General features: G+C 72.5%; 13 protein-coding genes. 11 read left to right on the plus strand and 2 right to left on the minus strand.

Translation table 11 applies throughout. The features are described 5' to 3' along the window. Positions 1–405: 405 nt before the first annotated feature. Entirely contained in the window at positions 406–1,656 is a 1,251-nt protein-coding gene (locus tag ACQEV2_RS38695) for an MFS transporter (RefSeq protein ID WP_433052725.1), read from the minus strand. Positions 1,657–1,826: 170 nt separating this feature from the next. Next, entirely contained in the window at positions 1,827–2,900 is a 1,074-nt protein-coding gene (locus ACQEV2_RS38700; RefSeq protein ID WP_433052727.1) for an alkene reductase, read from the minus strand. Positions 2,901–3,046: 146 nt separating this feature from the next. On the opposite strand from ACQEV2_RS38700, the gene ACQEV2_RS38705 reads away from it, so the two are divergent. The 11 genes from ACQEV2_RS38705 to ACQEV2_RS38755 all read left to right on the plus strand — a co-directional run bounded on the left by ACQEV2_RS38705 (position 3,047) and on the right by ACQEV2_RS38755 (position 20,008). Next, positions 3,047–5,680: an ATP-binding protein gene (locus ACQEV2_RS38705; protein WP_433052730.1), complete on the plus strand. Its 2,634-nt coding sequence runs from the start codon at positions 3,047–3,049 to the stop codon at positions 5,678–5,680. 130 nt (positions 5,681–5,810) lie between these two features. Further along, positions 5,811–6,794 carry an NADPH:quinone reductase gene (locus ACQEV2_RS38710; RefSeq protein WP_433055121.1) on the plus strand — a complete coding sequence of 328 codons (984 nt, stop codon included), beginning with the start codon at positions 5,811–5,813 and terminating at the stop codon, positions 6,792–6,794. A 106-nt stretch (positions 6,795–6,900) separates the two neighbouring features. After that, on the plus strand, positions 6,901–7,443 hold the full coding sequence (locus tag ACQEV2_RS38715) for an SRPBCC family protein (RefSeq protein ID WP_433052733.1): 543 nt from the start codon (positions 6,901–6,903) through the stop codon (positions 7,441–7,443). Positions 7,444–7,597: 154 nt separating this feature from the next. Then, the gene (locus tag ACQEV2_RS38720) at positions 7,598–9,166 is read left to right on the plus strand and encodes a class I adenylate-forming enzyme family protein (RefSeq protein ID WP_433052736.1); all 1,569 of its coding nucleotides are present in this window, start codon (positions 7,598–7,600) and stop codon (positions 9,164–9,166) included. Positions 9,167–9,299: 133 nt separating this feature from the next. Further along, the gene (locus ACQEV2_RS38725) at positions 9,300–10,703 is read left to right on the plus strand and encodes a nitrate/nitrite transporter (RefSeq protein WP_433052739.1); all 1,404 of its coding nucleotides are present in this window, start codon (positions 9,300–9,302) and stop codon (positions 10,701–10,703) included. Next, positions 10,696–12,789: a molybdopterin oxidoreductase family protein gene (locus ACQEV2_RS38730; protein WP_433052742.1), complete on the plus strand. Its 2,094-nt coding sequence runs from the start codon at positions 10,696–10,698 to the stop codon at positions 12,787–12,789. The genes ACQEV2_RS38725 and ACQEV2_RS38730 overlap by 8 nt, the downstream gene beginning before the upstream one ends. Positions 12,790–12,797: 8 nt before the next feature. After that, positions 12,798–14,189: an FAD-dependent oxidoreductase gene (locus tag ACQEV2_RS38735; protein WP_433052745.1), complete on the plus strand. Its 1,392-nt coding sequence runs from the start codon at positions 12,798–12,800 to the stop codon at positions 14,187–14,189. Then, the gene (locus ACQEV2_RS38740) at positions 14,186–15,448 is read left to right on the plus strand and encodes an FAD-dependent oxidoreductase (protein WP_433052748.1); all 1,263 of its coding nucleotides are present in this window, start codon (positions 14,186–14,188) and stop codon (positions 15,446–15,448) included. Before ACQEV2_RS38735 ends, ACQEV2_RS38740 begins: the two co-directional genes overlap by 4 nt. A gap of 126 nt (positions 15,449–15,574) precedes the next feature. Beyond that, positions 15,575–17,041: a carboxylesterase family protein gene (locus ACQEV2_RS38745; RefSeq protein ID WP_433052751.1), complete on the plus strand. Its 1,467-nt coding sequence runs from the start codon at positions 15,575–15,577 to the stop codon at positions 17,039–17,041. 155 nt (positions 17,042–17,196) lie between these two features. After that, positions 17,197–19,050: an asparagine synthase (glutamine-hydrolyzing) gene (gene asnB, locus ACQEV2_RS38750; RefSeq protein ID WP_433052754.1), complete on the plus strand. Its 1,854-nt coding sequence runs from the start codon at positions 17,197–17,199 to the stop codon at positions 19,048–19,050. Between the two features lie 100 nt (positions 19,051–19,150). Further along, entirely contained in the window at positions 19,151–20,008 is an 858-nt protein-coding gene (locus ACQEV2_RS38755) for an arylamine N-acetyltransferase family protein (protein WP_433052757.1), read from the plus strand. Positions 20,009–20,103: the final 95 nt, after the last annotated feature.

A 20,103-nucleotide genomic window follows, 5' to 3' on the forward strand; every position in this document is an offset into this window, starting at 1 on the left:
GAGCGCGAAGCCCGAGTCGCACGGACCACGGCTCCACCGGCGCAACGGGAGGACACCGGCGTGTGTTCCACGAGCCGTGCCCAGGGGCTGTGAACAGAGAAGACCACGGCCCCCCTTCCCCCACACACGTCACTTGGCGGCCTGCGGACCGGACTGGTCGGCGGCCGACGACCGAGTGGGCTCCCTACCCGTGGTGGCGTGAAACACACCGTTGATTTCCGGCCTCCGTCCGACCCGTGGCGGGAACGCCGGACCGGTGCTCGTCTCACTGCCATTCCTCACAGACTGCCTTGCCGATTATGCCAGTTGACGAACGCGAGATGGCTCCGCCGGCGCTCTGAAAGCACGTTGTGCGCCGTCACACACGTACGGTGTGACGGCGCACACGGATCGGACCGCCGGCGGTCAGAGCGCCAGGAGCGAGACGATGGCGGGACCGAATGCCGCACCGAGGAGATACGACAGGTTGAACAGGCCGATCGCCGGGGGCCGTTGGTCGTCGGCGACGGCCGCGGTGGCGTGGACGGCGAACGCACCCTGACCCGATGCCGCCGCGATCGACGTCAGGGCCTGAGCGGCCAGCAGGAGCGGAGCGGCGGTGCTGAGGGCCGCCAGCACCGGTCCCAGGACCGCAAGGGTGACGAGCGTGGTGATCACGGGCCGGCGTCCCGTCCGTGCCGAGACCGCCACGACGAACCACGACAGGGTGCCGCCCAGCAGCAGTGGCCACACCATGGCGACCCCGATCTCGCTGGAGGACCACGACGTGTGGTCCTCCAGCCGCTCAGGAATCGCGTACATCATGCCGAAGTTGACCACCGCCAGGCAGAACGCGAGCCCCGCCGAGACCAGGAAGCTCGGGGTGCGGATCAGGGCGGCGGGTACGAATCCCCGCGGCCGTGCGCGCATATGGGCCGCCAGCAGCGCCGCGGCGGCGACGGAGCACACACCGGCGATCAGCGGCTGATGCGGCACGAACACGAGCGCGGTGACCAGCGCGGTCAGCAGCGCGGTGCCCACGGGGTCGAACGGCTCGCGGGTGGCCGGAGCGCTGTTCGCGCACCGGGCCGCGGCGAAGGGAACGGCGACCGCGCTCAGCACCGGCAGGGCGAGGGTGGCCTGCCAGGACAGCAGGTCGTTGACGAGGGAACCGGCCAGTGGAGCCGTCGAACCCACCACGGCGAGCGAGGCGGTGACCAGTCCCATGACGCGGGGCGAGTCGGCGAGACTCATCGCCGTCGCCGTGAGGCCGGCCGTGCCGAGGCCCTGCAGAGCGGTACCGAGGACGAGGACCGGCAGGACGGGTATGCCGGCCACCAGGCCCGCCCCCAGCAGGACGAGCAGGCCGCACACCGTCAGCGCGGCGCGTGGTCCCCGGCGGTCCAGCAGCCCGGCCAGCAGGGGCGTGCCGACCGCTATGCCCCAGCCGAACGCGGTCACCGTCCAGGTCATCGCCCCGGTCGAGACGCCGAGGTCCCTCGCGGCCTCGTCCAGGATCAGGGCGGGGCCTGCTATGCCGAAGGACAACGGGCCGGCCATGAGGGCCAGCCAGAAGGCCGCGAGCCCGCGGAACGGACCGCGGGCATCGGTTTCGTGGAGTTTCCTGCCCGGCGCGGCGGGACCCGGGGCGTCGGGCTCGGCGAGTGAGTTGCTCATCTGGGCTCCCTGAGCGGTCGTTCGAAAGCTGGATCACCCTGGCCCGGACCGGCCGCGCAGCCCTTCGGGAGAAGGTGCCGGCCGGGCCAGGGAGTCGAACACCGGGCGGGACGGAAGCGGGGTGCGCGGGCCGGGTGCCGACCGCGTGCCCCTGCCGCCTGCCCGGTGGATCAGCCGTCCAGCGTCGGGTAGTCGGTGTAGCCCCGGTGGTCGCCTCCGTAGAAGGTGTCCGGGTCAGGGGTGTTGAACGGGCCGCCCGCCTTGATCCGCGCGGGGAGGTCCGGGTTGGCCAGCCACAGCGAGCCGATGCTCACCGCGTCGCACAGGCCCTCCTCCAGCACCGCCTCGGCGGACTCGGGCGTCACGGAGGCCTCTTCGCCCGTGGCGTGCGGATTGAGGATCAGTACGCCCGGCCATTCCTTCCGGATCAGCTGCGTGATGTCACGGCCGCCGAACTCCATCAGGTGGACGTAGGCCAGGTTGACGGGCGCCAGGGCCTGGATCAGGGCCTCGTACAGCGCGGCCGGGTCGCGTTCCTCTATGCCGTTGGTCGTGTTGGCGGGGGACAGGCGGATGCCGACGCGCTCCGGGCCGATCGCGTCGCTCACCGCCTGGGCGACTTCGACGGCGAAACGGACGCGGTTGTCGATGCTGCCGCCGTAGGCGTCGATACGCCGGTTGGTGTTGTCGGCGAGGAACTGGTGGATCAGGTAGCCGTTGGCGCCGTGCAGTTCCACACCGTCGAACCCGGCGTCCAGCGCGTACTTCGCGGCCGCGATGTGGTCCTCGACCGCCCGCGCGATGTCGTCCAGGGTCATCTCCCGGGGCGTGGGATGGTCCAGCAAGCCCTCCGGGGTGTACATCTTGCCGCCCGAAGCGATCGCCGAGGGCGCCAGCGGCAGCGCGCCGTCCGGGTAGAGGCTCGGGTGACCGATCCGGCCGGAGTGCATCAACTGCACGAAGATCCGGCCCTGCTTCTCATGGACCGCGTCGGTCACCCGACGCCACGCCTCCACCTGCTGCGGCGTGTGCAGGCCCGGTGTGTCGATGTATCCCTGCCCGATCACGCAGGGCTGCGTGCCCTCGGTGATGATGAGACCCGCTCCGGCGCGCTGCGCGTAGTACTCGGCGGCCAGCGGGGTCTGCACGCCGTCCCGGGCCCGGCTGCGCGTCATCGGCGCCATGACCAGCCGGTTGGGCAGGGTCAGCTTTCCCAGGGGCAGCGGTTCGAAAAGGTGACTCACGATCTCCTCCGTCGGGGAACCGGCTTGTTCCACACGGTAGGAAGGGGGCGTCCCCGCCGAATCAGTAAGGTTTCTGAAACCGGGTACGTACTTCGGCACGGCCTACTTACCGGTGGGCCGCATCACGGGGAAGCGAGGGCACTTACGTGCTGTACGGCAGGTCCACCGAGCTGGCGGCGCTTGAGGATCTGGTCGCACGGGCTCGTGGGGGACGAAGCGGTGCCCTCGTCCTGCGGGGTGAGGCGGGCATCGGGAAGACGGCCCTGCTCGACCGGGCGGCTCAGTCGGCGTCGGCGTCCGGTATGCGGGTGCTGCGGGTCACCGGTGTCGAGCCGGAGGCGGATCTCGCGTTCGGCGGGCTGGTGCAGCTGCTGTGGCCGGTTCAGGACCGGCTGGACGCCCTGCCCGAACCGCAGGCGGACGCGCTGCGGGCGGTGCTCGGCACGGGCCGCACCAGGACGCAGGACAGGTTCCTGACCGGGCTGGCCGTGCTCACGCTCCTGGCGGACCTGGCCGAGCAGGGGCCGTTGCTCTGCCTGGTGGACGACGCCCAGTGGCTGGATCAGGCCACCGCGGACGCGCTGCTCTTCGCCGCGCGCCGGCTGTCCGCCGAGCAGGTGGCGATGGTCTTCGCGACCCGCGAGGAGGGGTTCGCCGCGCCCGGGCTCACCGAACTGCGGCCCTCCCGGCTGGACACCGGCGACGCGGTGCGTCTGCTCGCCGACCTGGGGCTGGCCCCTGCCCTGCGGGACCAGGTGATCGCCGAGTCCGCCGGGAACCCGCTGGCGCTCATCGAGTTCGGGGCCGCCCGCCGCGACGACCCCGGCAGGTTCACGCCCGTGACGGTCGCCGACCGGGTGCTGTCGTCATACCGTGCCCAGATCGCCAGGCTGCCCGAGAGGACACGGCTGGCCCTGCTGGTCGCGGCGGCCGAGGGGCGGGGCGACCTGCCCCTGCAGATGAAGGCGGCCCGGACGCTGGGCGTCGACCTGGAGGACCTGGAGGACGCCGAGCAGGCGGGCCTGATCCAGGTGACCGAGAGCACCGTCGCGTTCCGCCATCCGCTGATCGGGACCGCCGCCTACCAGGGGGCCGTACTGGCCCGGCGGATCGCCGTCCACCAGGCGCTGGCCGACGCGGCCGAGGACCCCGACTGCCGGGCCCGGCACCTCCCGCTGGCCACGACGTCACCCGACGACGCGGTCGCGGCCGAACTGGTGGCGGCCGCCGACCGGGCCGCGGACCGCAGCGCCTATGCCGCCGCCTCGCTCCTGCACCAGCAGGCCGCCCGGCTCACCCCCGACCGCCGCGAACAGGTCCACCGGCTCACGGACGCCGCGGCCCTCGCGCTGAACGCCGGACACGCCGGTCAGGCCGAGGACCTGGCCTTGCAGGCCGAGCGGTCGACCGACGAACCGGAGGACCTGGCTCGGCTGGCCCCCGTGCGTGCCGCCGTGATGTTCGAACTGGGGAACCAGCGGGAGGCCGCCCGCCTGCTGCTGCGGCGGACGCACTCGGCCGATCCCGAACTGGGCCGGGGCATGCTCCGCACCGGCGCCACGTACGGTTGGTTCGCCGGTGACGCGGACTCGGTGCGGGAGGCCGCCCGGCGGCTGGCGGCTCTCGGGGAAGCGGACCCGATGGTGGAGGGCATGGCGTATCTCGTCGACGACGACTACGCCCGCGGCCTGCCTCTGCTGGAGCGCGCCGTGGCCGCCCGCCAGGACGGGGGAGACGCGGCGCGGACGCGCGCCCTGCTCAGCGCGATCCTCGTCGGCGACGACGCCACGGCCATGGAACTGGCCGCCGCGGAGGTGGCGCGCTGCCGTGCGCAGGGACTCATCGGCGCCCTGCCGCAGGCCCTGCACCTGCTGGCGGAACGCCAGGTGCTGGCCGGGGCGCACAGGGACGCCGAGGCATCGGTGGCCGAGGCCGTGGAGATCGCCCGCGACACGGGGCTGCGGCAGCGCGTCGCCTGGCTCAACGGCGTCCCGGCGCGGATCGCCGCGATCGAGGGCGACGAACAGCGCTGCCGCAGCCTCACGCAGGACGTTCCCGACGTCGGCAGGGTGGCCGCGGAAAGCGCCCTGAGCCTGCTCGAACTGACGCGGGGCGACTATGAGGCGGCGCTCGGCAGGCTGGAGGCCGCCATCGGTCCGGGGCCGCATCGCCACACGGCGATGGCGATGGCCGCCGTCGCCGACCAGGTGGAGGCGGCCGTACGGCTCGGGGACCAGGAGCGCGCCGAGGGGCCGATGCGCGCCTTCGAGGCCTGGGCGCAGGCCGGTGGTCAACCGTGGGCGCGGGCGGTGGCCCACCGGTGCCGGGCCCTGGTCGACGGGCGTGAAGAGGACTACGTACAGGCGGTCCGCCTGCACGGGCAGGGCGGGCGGCCCTTCGAGCGGGCCCGAACCGAGCTGCTGTATGGGGAGTGGCTGCGCCGGGCCCGTCGGCGCAGCGAAGCCCGCGCGTCGCTCCGATCGGCCCTGGAGATCTTCGAGCGGCTCCGTGCCGTGCCCTGGACGGAGCGGGTACGGACGGAGCTGCGGGCGGCGGGTGACGCGACGACGGTCGCCAAGGCGACCGCGGAGAACGTCCTCGACCGGCTGACCCCGCAGGAGCTGCAGGTGGTCCGGCTGGCGGCCGGCGGCAACAGCAGCCGGGAGATCGCGGCGCAGCTGTTCCTCAGCCGCAGGACCGTCGAGCACCATCTGTACAAGGCGTATCCCAAGCTGGGCGTGGGCTCCCGGCGGGAGCTGGCCCGTCTGAACCTGACCTGAGTCGGGTGAACCTGAGCTGAGTCAGGGGGGTCGGATCTGACAGATGCGGTTCCGATCTGACAGATCCGCGACGGAGTCCGGGTCGTACGCGGACGAGTACCGGGCGTCTTTGCCAGAATCCTTGACCATGATGCGTGCTGCCTACATCGAACAGCTCGGATCTCCGGACGTCATCCGCTACGGCGATCTGCCCACGCCGGAACCGGGGCCGACCGACGTGCTGGTGGACGTCACGGCCGTCTCCGTCAACCACGTCGACACCTTCGTACGCTCGGGGGCCTGGCGCACCCCGCTGACCTTCCCCTTCGTGATCGGCCGGGACCTGACCGGCACCGTCGCCGCGGTCGGCGCGGGCGTGCACCGGTTCCGGCCCGGCGACCGGGTGTGGTGCAACAGCCTCGGTCACGACGGCCGTCAGGGGGCGGCCGCCGAGCAGGTGGTGGTGCCCGTCGACCGGTTGTACCGCCTGCCGGAGGGCGCCGATCCGTACGAGACCGTGGCGCTGGCGCATCCGGGCGCGACCGCCTACCTCGGCCTGTTCACCCACGGGCGGCTCCGGGCCGGCGAGACCGTCGTCGTGGTCGGCGCGGCCGGGAACGTGGGAAGCGCCCTGGTGGTGATGGCCGCCGCCGCGGGTGCCCGGGTCATCGCCGTCGCCTCCGCGCGGGACGCCGAGTACTTGCGCGGTATCGGCGCCGATCACGTCATCGACTACCGGGATCCCGACGTGCCCGGACGCATACGCGCCGCCGTCCCGGCGGGCGCCGACCTCTACCTCGATGCCTCCGGTACGAACGACCTCGAGACCGCGGTGGACCTGCTCGCCGGGCGGGGGCGGATCGTGCTGCTCGCCGGCCTGCGCTCCAGGCCGGTGCTGCCCGTGGGGCCGCTCTACCTGAGGGACCGTTCCGTCCTGGGCTTCGCCATCTCCCACGCCACCGCCGGTGAACTCGCCGAGGCCGCCAGCGCCATCAACCGGCTGGTCGCCGACGGCAGCCTCCGGCCCCGGGCGGTTGACCGGCTGCACCTGAGCGACGCCGCCGAGGCGCACCGCCGGCTGGAGGAGGGCAAGGTGCGCGGAAAGCTCGTGCTGAGCACGGACGCCAAGGGCTGAAACGGTCGCGGCAGACCGGTGCCGGTGAAATGCGGGAATTCCGACCTGACAAATGAGAAAGCGGCTCTTTGACCGGCGCCGGGTGCCCTCTGACAGAATTCTGCACATGAATCAGTCAATCATCGACACCTCGCCGCTGTTCGATCTCAGGGCCGACATCCACATTTCCGCGACCCCTCTCGAGGTCTACTCCGTCGTCAGTGATCTGCCGCGCAGCGCCGAATGGAGCCCCGAATGCCGGGGCGGCGAATGGGTGTCCGGCGAACCCTCGACCGTCGGGGCCATCTTCCGCGGCGAGAACCTCCGCAGCGAGGACGTGGTCGCCTGGGCGCCCCTGGTGCGCGGTGTGTGGCACACCGAGTGCCGCATCACCGCCGCCGAGCCCGGCCGCACCTTCCGGTGGATGATGCTCACCCACGCCCGCGAGGACCAGGAGAGCGTCTGGGGCTTCGACATGGCGCCCGCCGAGGACGGCTGCGTGCTCACCCACCACTTCCGCATGGGCCGGGCGACCGCGGGCATCCACAAGATCGTCGCCGAGCTGGACGAGGACGACCGCAAGCGGTTTGTCGCCGACTGGACCGCCAAGCTCGAGCAGGACCTCGACGCCACGCTGAAGCGCATCAAGGATGTCATCGAAAAGCGGTGACATTCCCTCCCGGTGACCGCATCGACTTCCGGTGAAACAACTCCGTCGTGCCCCTGTTCCCGGCGCGAAAAGATGCGGATCCCTACCGGAGACTGAAATTCGGACAGCCTGCCGCACGACTGAGAAAAAGTCGCGCGGACGAGAGGGTGGGCAGATGTTTCTCCAGCGCATCGGAAACAAGGGAATTCGGCTGGGCACGCTGTTCGACCGGGCCGCGGCCCGGCACCCGGCGAATCCCGTGATCCTCGACCATGAGCTCGACGTCGCCCCGGAGCGCGGGCGCCGTATGACGCTGACGGAGGTCGCCGACCTCGTCGACGACCTCGCCTCCCGGCTGTGGGCGGCGAACGTCCGTCCCGGGGAACGCGTGGTCGTCCACAAGACCAACGGGTTCGACATCACGCTCCTCGCCTGCTCCACAGCCAGGATCGGCGCCGTCCCGGTCCTGCTGTCCCCGAAGCTGGACGGCGCCACCGTGTGCGAGCTGGTGCGCCGCGTGGACCGGCCGCACCTGGTGACCGACCAGGACAAGCTGGACCACCATCTGCCCGCCGAGGTCTTCGGCCTGGCCCGGCAGGTGCTCCTGACCTCGGGCAGCCACGAGGGGGCCGTCGAACTCGCCTCCCTGGCCGGCTCCGCCCGGGTCGCTCCGGTGACCATGTCCCCGGACCACCCGACGCTGGTCACCCACACCTCCGGGACCACCGGAACACCGAAGCTGGCGGTGCACACCGGGCGTACGTTCCAGGCGCGTTACCGCCCCCAGGGCACGGTGGCGTCCCTGGTGGGCCGTAGCGAGCCGATCGCCATCCACGTGTCCTTCGTGCACTCGCGGATGTTCACCGCCATGCCCATCACGATCCTCCAGGGGCACCCGCTGATCATCCTCCGGGACGACGACCCGGAGGTCGTGGCCGAGGTGTTCCAGCAGGCCCCGCCCGGCCTGATCGAGGCCCACCCGAACACGTTCCTGCGCTGGGAGGTGCTGGTCGACGACCCGCGCCGGCCGCTGGCGAACGTGAAGTACTTCAGCAGCACCTTCGACGCCATCCACCCGCGCACCGTGCACCTGATGCTCACCGCCTCACGGCGCGAGTCGCCGAAGTTCGTCCAGATGTACGGGCAGAGCGAGGTCGGCCCGATCGCCGGCCGCACCTACTCCAAGAAGCGCGGCGCGGACGCCGACGGCCGCTGCGTGGGCTCCCCGTTCCCCGGCATGACGGGCATCCGCGTGGTCAGCCGGGACGGCAAGCGGCCCACCAAGTCGAACCCCGGATACATCGAGGTGCGTTCCGACGGACGGATCGTCACCTACCTCGGTGAGCACGAGCGCTGGGAGAAGCAGGCCGACGGCGAGTGGTGGCGCATGGGCGACCTGGGCTACCGCACCAAATGGGGCTGCCTGCACCTGCTCGACCGGGAGGTCGACAAGATCCAGGGCATCGACAGCACCCTGGAGATCGAGGACACCCTCTTCGCGCGGATGCCCGAACTCGTCGAGGTCATCATCGTCCCGGACGACGACGGCAAGCCCGTGCCCGTGGTGTGCACCCGCGACGACAAGCCGCTCGACCTCGCGGCCTGGACGTCCGCGGTGGCCGGTCTGCCCGCGATGGCGGAGCCCGTGCAGTGGAAGCTCGACGACCTGCCGCAGACCGCCACCACCAAGATCAAGCGGCTGGAGCTGGCCCGGCTGCTGAAGGCGGAGCGGACGGGCGCGTAAGCCCCGGCCCCGCGCCGCCTCCTCCTCCGGGCGCGGGCCCATCGCCCCCCGTGGGCCCGCGCCCCCGTCACCCCCCGCACGGCGGCCCGGCGCCACGCGCCGGGCCGCCGTCCCCAGCCGAGGAGTTGCCCCGATGACGGCACTGCGCGCCTCCCGACGCCGGATCGAGCACTGGGATCCGGAGGACGAAGCGTTCTGGGAGCGCACCGGGAAGCACGTCGCACGACGCAACCTCATCCTGTCGATCTTCTGCGAGCACATCGGGTTCTCGATCTGGAGCATGTGGTCGGTCCTGGTGCTGTTGATGTCCCCGGCCATCGGCTTGGGCTTCGCCCCGAGCGAGAAGTTCCTGCTGGTGGTCACCCCCACCCTGGTGGGGGCGCTGCTGCGGCTGCCGTACAGCCACGCGGTGACCCGGTTCGGCGGGCGGAACTGGACCGTCTTCAGCTCCACCCTCCTGCTGGTGCCGGCGCTGCTCGCGCTGTACTTCGTCCAACGGCCGGGCACACCCCTGTGGGTGTTCCTGGTCGTCGCCGCGACGGCGGGCGTCGGCGGCGGCAACTTCGCCTCCTCCACGACCAACATCGCCTACTTCTTCCCCCGACGTCACCAGGGCTGGGCGCTCGGCCTCAACGCCGGCGGCGGCAACCTGGGCGTCGCGGTGATCCAGTTGGTGGGACTGCTGGTGATCGCCACCGCGGGTGACACCCACCCCGCCTACGTGATCGCCGCCTACCTGCCGCTGATCGCCCTCGCCGCCCTGCTCGCGGCGCTCGGTATGGACAACGTCGACACCGGCCCCGCGCGGCCGGGCGCGCTGCGCGAGGCGGCGGTCAACCAGCACACCTGGTGGATCTCGCTGCTCTACCTCGGCACGTTCGGCTCGTTCATCGGCTACGGCTTCGCCTTCGGCCTCGTCCTGCAGAACCAGTTCGGCTCCACACCGCTGGAGGCGGCCGGCTACACCTTCCTGGGGCCGCTGCTCGGCTCGCTGTCCCGGCCGCTCGGCGGCCGGCTCGCCGACCGGTGGGGCGGAGCGCGGGTCACGTTCTGGAACTTCCTCGCCATGGGCGCGGGAACCGGCCTGCTCCTGGTGGCCTCGGCACACCACTCCCTCGCGCTGTTCGTCGCCGTGTTCACGGTGCTGTTCGTGCTCAGCGGACTCGGCAACGGGTCGACGTACAAGCTGATCCCGGTGGTCTTCGCCGGACAGGCGGAGGCCGCCGTCACCGCCGGTCACGACGCGACCGAGGCCTTCGCCCGCGCCCGGCGGCTGACCGGCGCGGTCATCGGCATGGCCGGTGCCGTCGGCGCGCTCGGCGGCGTCGCCGTCAACCTGGCCTTCCGGGCGTCCTACGGCAGCCAGGGGACCGGCGAGCCCGCCTTCTGGTCCTTCCTGGCCTTCTACGGGGTGTGCGTGACCGTCACCCGCCTGGTCTACCTGCGCGCCCCGCACAGCACCTCGCCGGACGACGCGCAGGACCCGCGGCGGACCGGGCGCGGCGCCGCCAAGTCGTCGGAGGCCACCCGTGCCTGACACCGCGCCGACGACGAGCGTGGCCACCCACTGCCCCTACTGCGCCCTGCAGTGCGGCACCCGCGTCGGCCACGACGCCCGGGGGACCGTGGTGGAGCCCTCCGACTTCCCCGTCAACAACGGCAGGCTGTGCCAGAAGGGCTGGACCGCTCCCGCCCTGCTCGACGTCACCGACCGGCTGCGCCACCCGCTGGTCCGCGACGCGGACGGCCGTCTCGTGCCGGCCGACTGGGACACCGCCCTGGACACCGTCGCCGGAAGGCTGCTGCGGATCCGCGAGGAACACGGCCCGGACGCGCTCGCCGTGTTCGGCGGCGGCGGCCTGACCAACGAAAAGGCGTACCTGCTCGGCAAGTTCGCCCGGCTCGCCCTGCGAACCAGCCAGATCGACTACAACGGCCGGTTCTGCATGTCCTCGGCCGCCGCGGCCGGCACGGCGGCCTTCGGCCTGGACCGCGGACTGCCGTTCCCCGTGGCCGACCTCGGCGCGGCGGACGCGATCCTGCTCGCCGGCGCCAACCCCGCCGAGACGATGCCCCCGCTGATGCGGCACCTGGAGGGCGCCGAGCTGATCGTCGTCGACCCGCGCCGCACCAAGACCGTCGAGCGCGCCACCCTGCACCTGCAACCGGTGCCGGGCACCGACCTGGCGCTGGCGCTGGGGCTGCTGCACATCGCCGTGAGCGACGGCTGGTGCGACAAGGAGTACGTCCAGGAGCGCACCACCGGCTTCGACGCGGCCTGGCGGCGCGCCGTGACCTGGTGGCCCGAGCGCGTAGAACGCGTCACCGGCGTACCCGTCGCCGAACAGCGCGCCGCCGTACGGATGCTGGGCGAGGCGCGGCGGGCGTATGTGCTGACCGGCCGCGGCGCCGAGCAGCACAGCAAGGGCGCCGACACGGCCGCCGCCTTCATCAACCTCGCGCTCGCCCTGGGACTCCCCGGGGTCGCCGGCAGCGGCTACGGCTGCCTGACCGGCCAGGGCAACGGGCAGGGCGGCCGTGAGCACGGCCAGAAGGCCGACCAGCTCCCCGGCTACCGCATGATCACCGACCCGGCGGCGCGGGCCCACGTGGCGCGCGTCTGGGGCACGGACCCGGACAGCCTGCCCGGCCCCGGCCGCAGCGCCTACGAACTGCTCGACGCGCTCGGCACCGAGGGCGGCCCACGCGCCCTGCTGGTGTTCGGCTCCAACCCCGCCGTGTCCGCGCCGCACGCCGCCCACGTCTGCGAACGGCTGGCCTCCCTCGACCTGCTGGTGGTGGCCGACTTCGTGCCGTCGGAGACCGCGCGGATGGCCGACGTGGTCCTCCCGGTCGCCCAGTGGGCCGAGGAGGAGGGCACCATGACCAACCTGGAGGGCCGGGTGCTGCGCCGCCGCCGGCTGCACCCCCCACCGGAGGGCGTGCGCACCGACCTGGCGGTCCTGCACGGCCTCGCGGTCCGGCTCGGCGAACCGGCGGAACGCTACCCGACCTCGCCGCGCGAGGTCTTCGAGGAACTGCGACGCGCCTCCCGCGGTGGCACGGCGGACTACTCCGGCATCACTTACGACCGCCTGGACGCGGGGGAGACCCTGCACTGGCCCTGCCCGCAGACCCCCGGCGGGGAACCGCACCCCGGTACGCCCCGCCTGTTCCTCGACGGCTTCGCGCACCCGGACGGGCGCGCCCGGTTCGCCGAGGTCGACCACCGCGACCCCGCCGAAACCCCGGACGCCGAACACCCCCTGTACGCGACGACAGGGCGCCTGCTCGCGCACTACCAGTCCGGCGCGCAGACCCGCCGCGTGGCCGAACTCCACGAGGCCGCGCCCGAACCGTTCGTCGAGATCCACCCCGACACCGCCGAACGCGCCGGGCTGCGCGAGGGCGAACCGGCCCGCATCACCTCGGCCCGCGGCACCACCGTCGCGCGCGTGCGGCTGGTCGGCGGCATGCGCACGGACACGGTGTTCGTGCCGTTCCACTATCCCGGCCCCGGCCGGGCCAACCTGATCACCAGCACCGCCCTCGACCCCTGCAGCAGGATGCCCGAGTTCAAGGTCTGCGCCGTGCGGATCGAACCCGGCACGGAAGCGTCGTGAGGCCCGACATGCCCGCCTCGAACCACGTCCTCGTCATCGGCCACGGCCCCGCGGCGCACCGGCTCGTCGAACGCCTGTGCCACCACGGGCACCGGGGCCCGGTCACGGTGCTCGGCGCGGAGCCGCGGCCGGCCTACAACCGCGTGCTCCTGACGTCCCTCCTCGACGGCACCCTCACCGCTGAGGACCTGAAGCTGCCCGACCCCCCGGACGGCGCGCGCGTCAGGACGGGCGTCACCGCCACCGCCGTGGACCGTGCCTGCCGCCTGGTCCGCACCGACACCGGGGAGACCCACCCCTACGACCACCTGGTGCTGGCCACCGGCGCCCGGCCCCGGATCCCGCACCTGCCCGGCCTGCTCGCCGCGGACGGCGCACTCACCGAGGGCGCCACCGCCCTGCGCACCCTCGCCGACTGCGAACGGCTCGCGAACGGCCCGGTGGTGGTGCTCGGCGGCGGCGTCCTCGGCACGGAGACCACGCTCGCGCTGCTGCGCGCCGGCCGCGACGTCACCCTCGTACACCCCGGACCGCACCCCATGGAGGACCGGCTCGACGACACGGCCGGCGCCCTGCTGGCCGACCACCTCCGCTCCCGCGGCGCCCGTCTGCGACTGGGACGCACCGCCGTGGAGTACCGGCCCGGCAAACTGGCCCTCGACGACGGGGAGGTCCTCCGGGCCGACGCGCTGGTGCTGTGCACGGGCATCGAACCCGAGACCGCACTCGCCCGGCGGGCCGGACTGGCCGTCCGCACGGGCGTGGTCGTCGATCGGCACCTGCGCACCAGCGACCCGCGCGTCCATGCGCTCGGGGACTGCGCTGAATTCGACGGCGAACCGCCCGGACTCGTCACCACCGCCTGGGAACAGGCGGAGACCCTCGCCCGGATCCTCAGCGGCGAGGAGGCGCACCACCGCACCGGCCGGCCCGTCGTTCGGCTGAAGGCGCCCGACATCGACCTGGCCTGCCTCGGCCCGCCCGACCCGCCGCACGCAACCCGGCACGTCACGCTGTCCGACCCCGCCCGGAGCCGCTACGCCAGGCTCGCCCTGTCCGGCGACCGGATCCTCGGCGCGGTCCTCATCGGCCTGCCGCGCGCCACCGCCGCCGTCAGCCGGCTGTACGAAAGCGGCCTGCCGGTGCCGTCCGACCGGCTCGGGCTCCTGCTGGGCACCGCGGCCACCGAACGGCCCGCCTCCGTCGAACTGCCCGACGAGGCCGTGCTGTGCCACTGCAACCACGTCACCAAGGGCGACCTGCTCCGCGCGTGGCGCGCCGGAGCCCGTGACCTGCCGCAGATCGCCGCGGCGACCCGGGCCGCCACCGGCTGCGGGGGCTGCGCGGACGACGTGCGGCGGGTCCTCGCATCCGCGACCGGAGGGAACAGCGACCCATGACCCGCATACCGCGCACCCTGGTGGTCGTCGGACACGGCATGGTCGGCCACCGCCTCGTGGAACACCTGCGCGCCCACGACCGGCACGGCACCTGGCATGTCGTCGTCCTGGCCGAGGAGCCCCGCCCCGCCTACAACCGGGTCGCCCTGTCGTCCTACCTGGAGGGCAAGAGCGCCGCCGACCTCTCCCTCGCCGGCCATGAGTTCCTCAGCGACCCCTTGGTGGACCTGCGCCTGGCCGCCCCGGTGACCGGCGTCGACCGGGACGCCCGGACCGTCACTACCGCCGACGGCACGCTCGTCGGCTACGACGCCCTGGTGCTCGCCACCGGGTCACGGCCGTTCGTGCCGCCCGTACCCGGACACGACCTGCCCGGCTGCTTCGTCTACCGCACCTTCGACGACCTCGACGCCATCCGGGAGGCGGCACGCGAGGGACGCCCCGGCGTCGTGGTCGGCGGCGGGCTGCTCGGCTTGGAGGCCGCCAACGCCCTCCGGCTGCTCGGGGTGCGGCCCCACGTCGTGGAACTCGCGCCGCGCCTGATGCCGCTGCAACTCGACGAAGGCGGAGCACGGGTGCTCGCCCGGCTCGTCGGCGACCTTGGACTGCGGGTGCACTGCGGCACCGCCGTCCAGGCCGTGCGCACCCGAACCGACGGCCGGACCTGCGGAGTCACCCTCACCGACGGCAGCGCCCTCGACGCCGAACTGGTGGTGTTCTCCGCCGGGGTGCGCCCCCGCGACGAACTGGCCGGGCCGGCCGGGCTCGCGACGGGCGAACGCGGCGGCTTCCTCGTCGACGACCGGTGCCGCACCGAGGACCCGCGCATCTGGGCCGTCGGCGAGTGCGCGGCCGTCCGGGGCCGCACCTACGGGCTCGTCGCGCCCGGCTACCGCATGGCCGAACTGGTCGCCGACCAGCTGCTCGGCCGCCCCGGCACCCGCTTCGCCGACCCCGACACCTCCGCCAAGCTCAAACTCCTCGGCGTCGACGTGGCCAGCTTCGGCGATGCCCACGCCGAGACCGAGGGCGCCCTGGAGTACGTCCTGCGCGACGACACGGCAGGCACATACGCCAAGGTCGTCCTCGGCCCGGACGGGCGGGTCCTGCTCGGCGGCGTGCTCGCTGGCGACGCCTCCGCCTACCGCACGCTGCGCGCCCTCGTCGGCCGCGAACTGACCGCTTCCCCCGACAGGTTGCTGTCCGGCCCGGCCCTCGGCGGCCCGCCGCCGCAGGCGCGCGAACCGGCCGCGGCATGACTTGACGGAGTAGTGATCGGCAGTTGGCGGCTCTTTCGGCAGGGGAGCGACGATCACTGTGCTCCCCTCCCCGGTGCGCGCCGCGCCGCCCATGACAACGCCCAGGCGGGAAGTGAGGTTTGCCAGATGTCCAGTCGCACAGTGGTCGTCCGGACGACGGCGGGACGAGTGGCGGGAGAGCGATCCGACGGACTCACCGTCTTCCGGGGCGTGCCCTACGCGGCGCCGCCGGTGGGCCCGCTGCGGTTCTCCTCGCCCCGGCCCCCCGAGCCGTGGCAGGGCGTGCGGGACGCCACCGCCTTCGCCGCGCCCTCGGTGCAGGGCGACTACCTGCCGGACAGCAGCGAGGACAGCCTGTACGCCAACGTGTGGACCCCGGACGTGGAAGGCCGTCTGCCGGTCCTCGTCTACATCCACGGCGGCGGCTGGATGCTCGGCGCGGGCAGCGAGCCCGACTACGACGGCGCCCGCACCGCCGTCCACGGCCGGATGGTCGTCGTCAACTTCAACTACCGCCTCGGCGCGTTCGGCTGGGGACTGCACGAGGAGTTCACCGACCCGCGTACGGGCGCCTTCGCCAACTGGGGCCTTCAGGACCAGGCGGCGCTCGTGCGCTGGGTCCGCGACAACGCCGCCGCGTTCGGCGGCGACCCCGGCAACATCACCGTCGCAGGCACCTCCGCGGGCGGCTCCAGCACCTGGCAGCTCGCCCTCCTGCCCGAACTGCGCGGCATCATCAGCAGGATCGTCCCGATCAGCGTCAAGCACGTGTGGGAACCCGCCAGTTCCGCCACCCCCGAGGAGTCCCGCGAGGTCTACGAGCACCTCGCGCGCCGCTTCGGCACGACCGTGCCGGGCCTGCGCGCCGTACCGGCCGCCGAACTGCGCGACGCCTGGGACGAGGTGTACGCGGGCAGTCCCACCGAGCGGTTCGTGCAGGGCGGGCGCGAATACCGCGGGCCGGTCGTCGACGGGCGGTGGATGCGCGGCTACGACCACGCGCTGTCCACGCCCCGGATCCCCATGATGCCCATCTACTGCCGTACCGAGGGCTCGTTCTTCACCACGGGGCCCGGATACCCGTATACCGGCCCGCACCCGGCAGACGACGCCGGACTGCGCGCGGCGGTTCGCGAGGTCCTGGAAAAGGGCGCCGTCAAGGTCACCGACGAGCAGGTGGACGACTGCATCGCCCACTACCGGCGGGCGTCCGAGGCGGAGGGCCTGCCGCGCGACCCGGTGTCGGTGTGGACGCAGGTGTGGGGTGACGGGCTGTTCCGGTACCAGATCGTCCGGCTCGCCGAGCGGCACGCCCGCGAGCGCGACGCCGTCGCATCTCCGCAATTCCTGATGGAGTTCGCCCACCCGCTCAAGCCACCGTACGCCGGCACCACCCCGCACGAGGCCGTCGCGAAGTTCCTCTTCGGCACGTTCACGCTGCCGGTCAACGCGCCCGCCTACGGGGACGGCCCACTGGAGCGACGGATCTCCGACACGCTGATCGACCTGGTGGCCTCCTTCGCCCGCGGGGGACCCCGAGCAGCGTGCACGCGCCCGCCTGGCCGGTGTTCACCCCGGACCGGCCCACCGTGATGGTCCTCGGCGGCGAGCGGGTGGCGCGGATCGGCACGGTGTCGGCTCAGCTCCACCTGTCGTACTGGGATCGCGCCGGCTGGGTGCCGCGGCCCTGAACCCCATCCCCTCGCACGGGCCTTCACCACCACTGACACGAAAGGACTGTGACTTCGATGTGCGGACTCGCAGGCTGGGTCGCCTACGACCACGATCTGTCGGCGCACGGCGAAACGGCGTCGGCCATGACGGAGACGCTGGCATGCAGGGGACCCGACGACCGGGGCGTGTGGATCTCGCCGCACGCGATCCTCGGCCACCGCCGGCTCTCCATCATCGACCTGGAGGGCGGACGCCAGCCCATGCACGTCACCGGCGAGGACGACGGCCTTCCCGTCATCGTCTACACCGGCGAGGTCTACAACTACCGCGAGCTGAAGGAGGAACTCACCGGCCTCGGCCACTCCTTCCGCACCTCCAGCGACACCGAGGTCGTCCTGCACGCCTACCTGGAGTGGGGCGAGCACTTCGCCGAACGCCTCAACGGCATGTACGCCCTCGCGCTGTGGGACCCGCGCAGCCAGGAACTGCTGCTGGTCCGCGACCGTATGGGCGTCAAGCCCCTCTTCTACTACCCGACGCCCGACGGCGTGCTGTTCGGCTCCGAAGCCAAGGCCATCCTGGCCCACCCCGACGCCGAGGCGGTCGTCGACGCCGAGGGCCTGGCGGAGATCTTCGCCATCATCAACACCCCCGGCCACGCCATCTTCAAGGGCATGCACGAGGTCGTGCCCGGCACCGTCGTCCGCTTCCACCGCGGCGGCCGCACCACCCGCCCCTACTGGCAGTTGGAGGCCCGCCCGCACACCGACGACCTCGACACCACCATCACGCACATCCGCGAACTCCTCGAGGACATCGTCGAACGCCAGCTCATCGCCGACGTCAAGGTGGGCACCCTGCTGTCCGGCGGCCTCGACTCCAGCGCCATCACCGCGCTCGCCGCCAAGGTCTTCCGCGACCAGGGCAAGCAGGAGCGCATCAAGGCCTTCTCCGTGGACTTCAAGAACAACGAGGAGACCTTCCGCGGCAACGGCATCTGGATGGACCCCGACACCCCGTACGCGATCGACGTCGCCCGGCACTCCGGGGCCGAGCACGTCATCGTCCAGCTGGAGAACCACCACGTCCTCGACGAGGACGTGCGCATGCGGGTCCTGCGCGCCCAGGACCTGCCCATCTCCACCGGTGATATGGAGCACTCCCTGTACCACCTCTGCAAGGCGCTCAAGGAGCAGGTGACCGTCGCCCTGTCCGGCGAGACCGCGGACGAACTCTTCGGCGGCTACAACTGGTTCTTCGACAAGGAGGCCGTGGAGGGCGACACCTTCCCCTGGTACGACGCCTGGCGCCGGCTGGGCGGTCTGGACACCATGAAGGAGATCGGCCTCTGGGACCGGCTCGGCCTCGACGAGTACGTCGCCAAGCGGTACGCCGAGGCGCTCGCCGAAGTGCCGCGGCTGGAGGGCGAGTCCGCCCACGAGGCACGGATGCGGGAGCTGCTGTACCTCAACATCAGCCGCTGGGAGAACTTCCTGCTGGACCGCAAGGACCGCATCAGCATGGCCGCGAGCCTGGAGGTCCGCGTACCGTTCACCGACCACCGCCTCGTGGAGTACGTCTTCAACGTCCCCTGGGCCATGAAGACCTTCGACGGCCGTGAGAAGAGCCTGCTGCGCGCCGCCGCGAGCCACGTCCTGCCCGAGTCGGTGCTGGAGCGCAAGAAGAGCCCCTACCCCTCCACCCAGGACGTGGAGTACGTGCGGGCCCTGCGCGCCAAGGTCGAGGCCCTGCTCGACGGTTCCCCCGTGCTCGACCTCGTGCCGGCCGAGGGCATCCGCAAGCTGCTGGACAAGCCCGTCGAGTCCTACGCCGGGCTGGGCGGCCTGTGGGGCATGCGGGCCGTCATGGAGCGCCTGGTCGAGTTCGACGCGTGGGTGAAGGAGTACGACGTCCGCGTGGAGTGGTGACCCTCCCTCAGTGCGGCGCGTGGACCCGTCGGGTGCCGCGCGCCGCACCGGCATTGGATCCCCCGTACCCCCTCATCACACACCCGCGAGAAGGACGCCCATGGACACCTCAGGTCTGCCGCTCGTGGTCGACGACTCCCCGGAATGGGGCAGCAAACGGCTCGACCTCGACGCCTACCTCGCCCGCATCGGCTACCGGGGCCCCCGCGACACCTCGCTCGAAGCGCTCCGGGGACTCCACCGCTGCCACCGGGACTCCGTCTGCTTCGAGAACGTCGACATCGCCCTGGGCCGCAAGGTCTCCATCGACATCGACTCCGTCCAGCGCAAGATCGTCCAGGCCGGCCGCGGCGGATACTGCTACGAGACCAACCTGCTGTTCGCGGCCGCCCTGGACCGCTTCGGCTTCCCGGTCACCCGGCTGCTGGTCCGCATCCGCGAGGGCAGCAGCAAGCGCCGGTTCCGCTCCCACACGGCCCTGCTGGTCCGGGCGGACGACACCGTGTGGCTGGCCGACCCCGGCTACGGCTACGCCGCGCTCATCGAACCCCTCGCCCTCCAGCCCGGAGCCGAGAGCACCGTCGCCGGCTGGTCGTGGCGGCTGGCCGCCGAGGACAGCCACTGGCTGCTCCAGTACCGGCGGCCCGAGGACTGGTTCGACATCTACGCCTTCCGCACGGAACCCCAGTACGCCGTCGACTTCGAGGCCGCCCACTGGGTCAGCTCCACCCGCCCCGGCTCGCCCTTCGTCGGACAGCTCGTCGTCCAGCGGGCCACCGACGAGGAGCGGTACCGGCTCAAGAACAACGAGCTCATGACCGAGTACCGCAGCGGCGAGCAGCGCCTGCGCCTCCTCGCCCCCGACGAGGCCGTGGACGTCGTGCGGACCACCTTCGGGCTCCCGCTCACCGCCGAGGAGACCCGCCTGCTGCGTGACTTCCTCGCCGCCCGGCGGTGACGGCCGGGCCGCGCACGAGAACTCCCCGCCCCGCACGGTGTTCGCGCGAGGCGGGGAGTTCCGTTGTCCGCCCGTTCAGGCGTTCCGTCCGTTCA

It is taken from the genome of Streptomyces sp. CA-251387 (genome assembly GCF_050936625.1).
Taxonomy (GTDB): Bacteria; Actinomycetota; Actinomycetes; order Streptomycetales; family Streptomycetaceae; genus Streptomyces.

What these genes read in the sequence shown, in the direction of transcription:
- ACQEV2_RS38695 (WP_433052725.1), bottom strand. Translation starts at nt 1,656, where the DNA reads ATGAGCAACTCACTCGCCGAGCCCGACGCCCCGGGTCCCGCCGCGCCG.
- ACQEV2_RS38710 (WP_433055121.1), top strand. Translation starts at nt 5,811, where the DNA reads ATGCGTGCTGCCTACATCGAACAGCTCGGATCTCCGGACGTCATCCGC.
- ACQEV2_RS38715 (WP_433052733.1), top strand. Translation starts at nt 6,901, where the DNA reads ATGAATCAGTCAATCATCGACACCTCGCCGCTGTTCGATCTCAGGGCC.
- ACQEV2_RS38720 (WP_433052736.1), top strand. Translation starts at nt 7,598, where the DNA reads ATGTTTCTCCAGCGCATCGGAAACAAGGGAATTCGGCTGGGCACGCTG.
- ACQEV2_RS38725 (WP_433052739.1), top strand. Translation starts at nt 9,300, where the DNA reads ATGACGGCACTGCGCGCCTCCCGACGCCGGATCGAGCACTGGGATCCG.
- ACQEV2_RS38735 (WP_433052745.1), top strand. Translation starts at nt 12,798, where the DNA reads ATGCCCGCCTCGAACCACGTCCTCGTCATCGGCCACGGCCCCGCGGCG.
- ACQEV2_RS38740 (WP_433052748.1), top strand. Translation starts at nt 14,186, where the DNA reads ATGACCCGCATACCGCGCACCCTGGTGGTCGTCGGACACGGCATGGTC.
- ACQEV2_RS38745 (WP_433052751.1), top strand. Translation starts at nt 15,575, where the DNA reads ATGTCCAGTCGCACAGTGGTCGTCCGGACGACGGCGGGACGAGTGGCG.
- asnB (WP_433052754.1), top strand. Translation starts at nt 17,197, where the DNA reads ATGTGCGGACTCGCAGGCTGGGTCGCCTACGACCACGATCTGTCGGCG.
- ACQEV2_RS38755 (WP_433052757.1), top strand. Translation starts at nt 19,151, where the DNA reads ATGGACACCTCAGGTCTGCCGCTCGTGGTCGACGACTCCCCGGAATGG.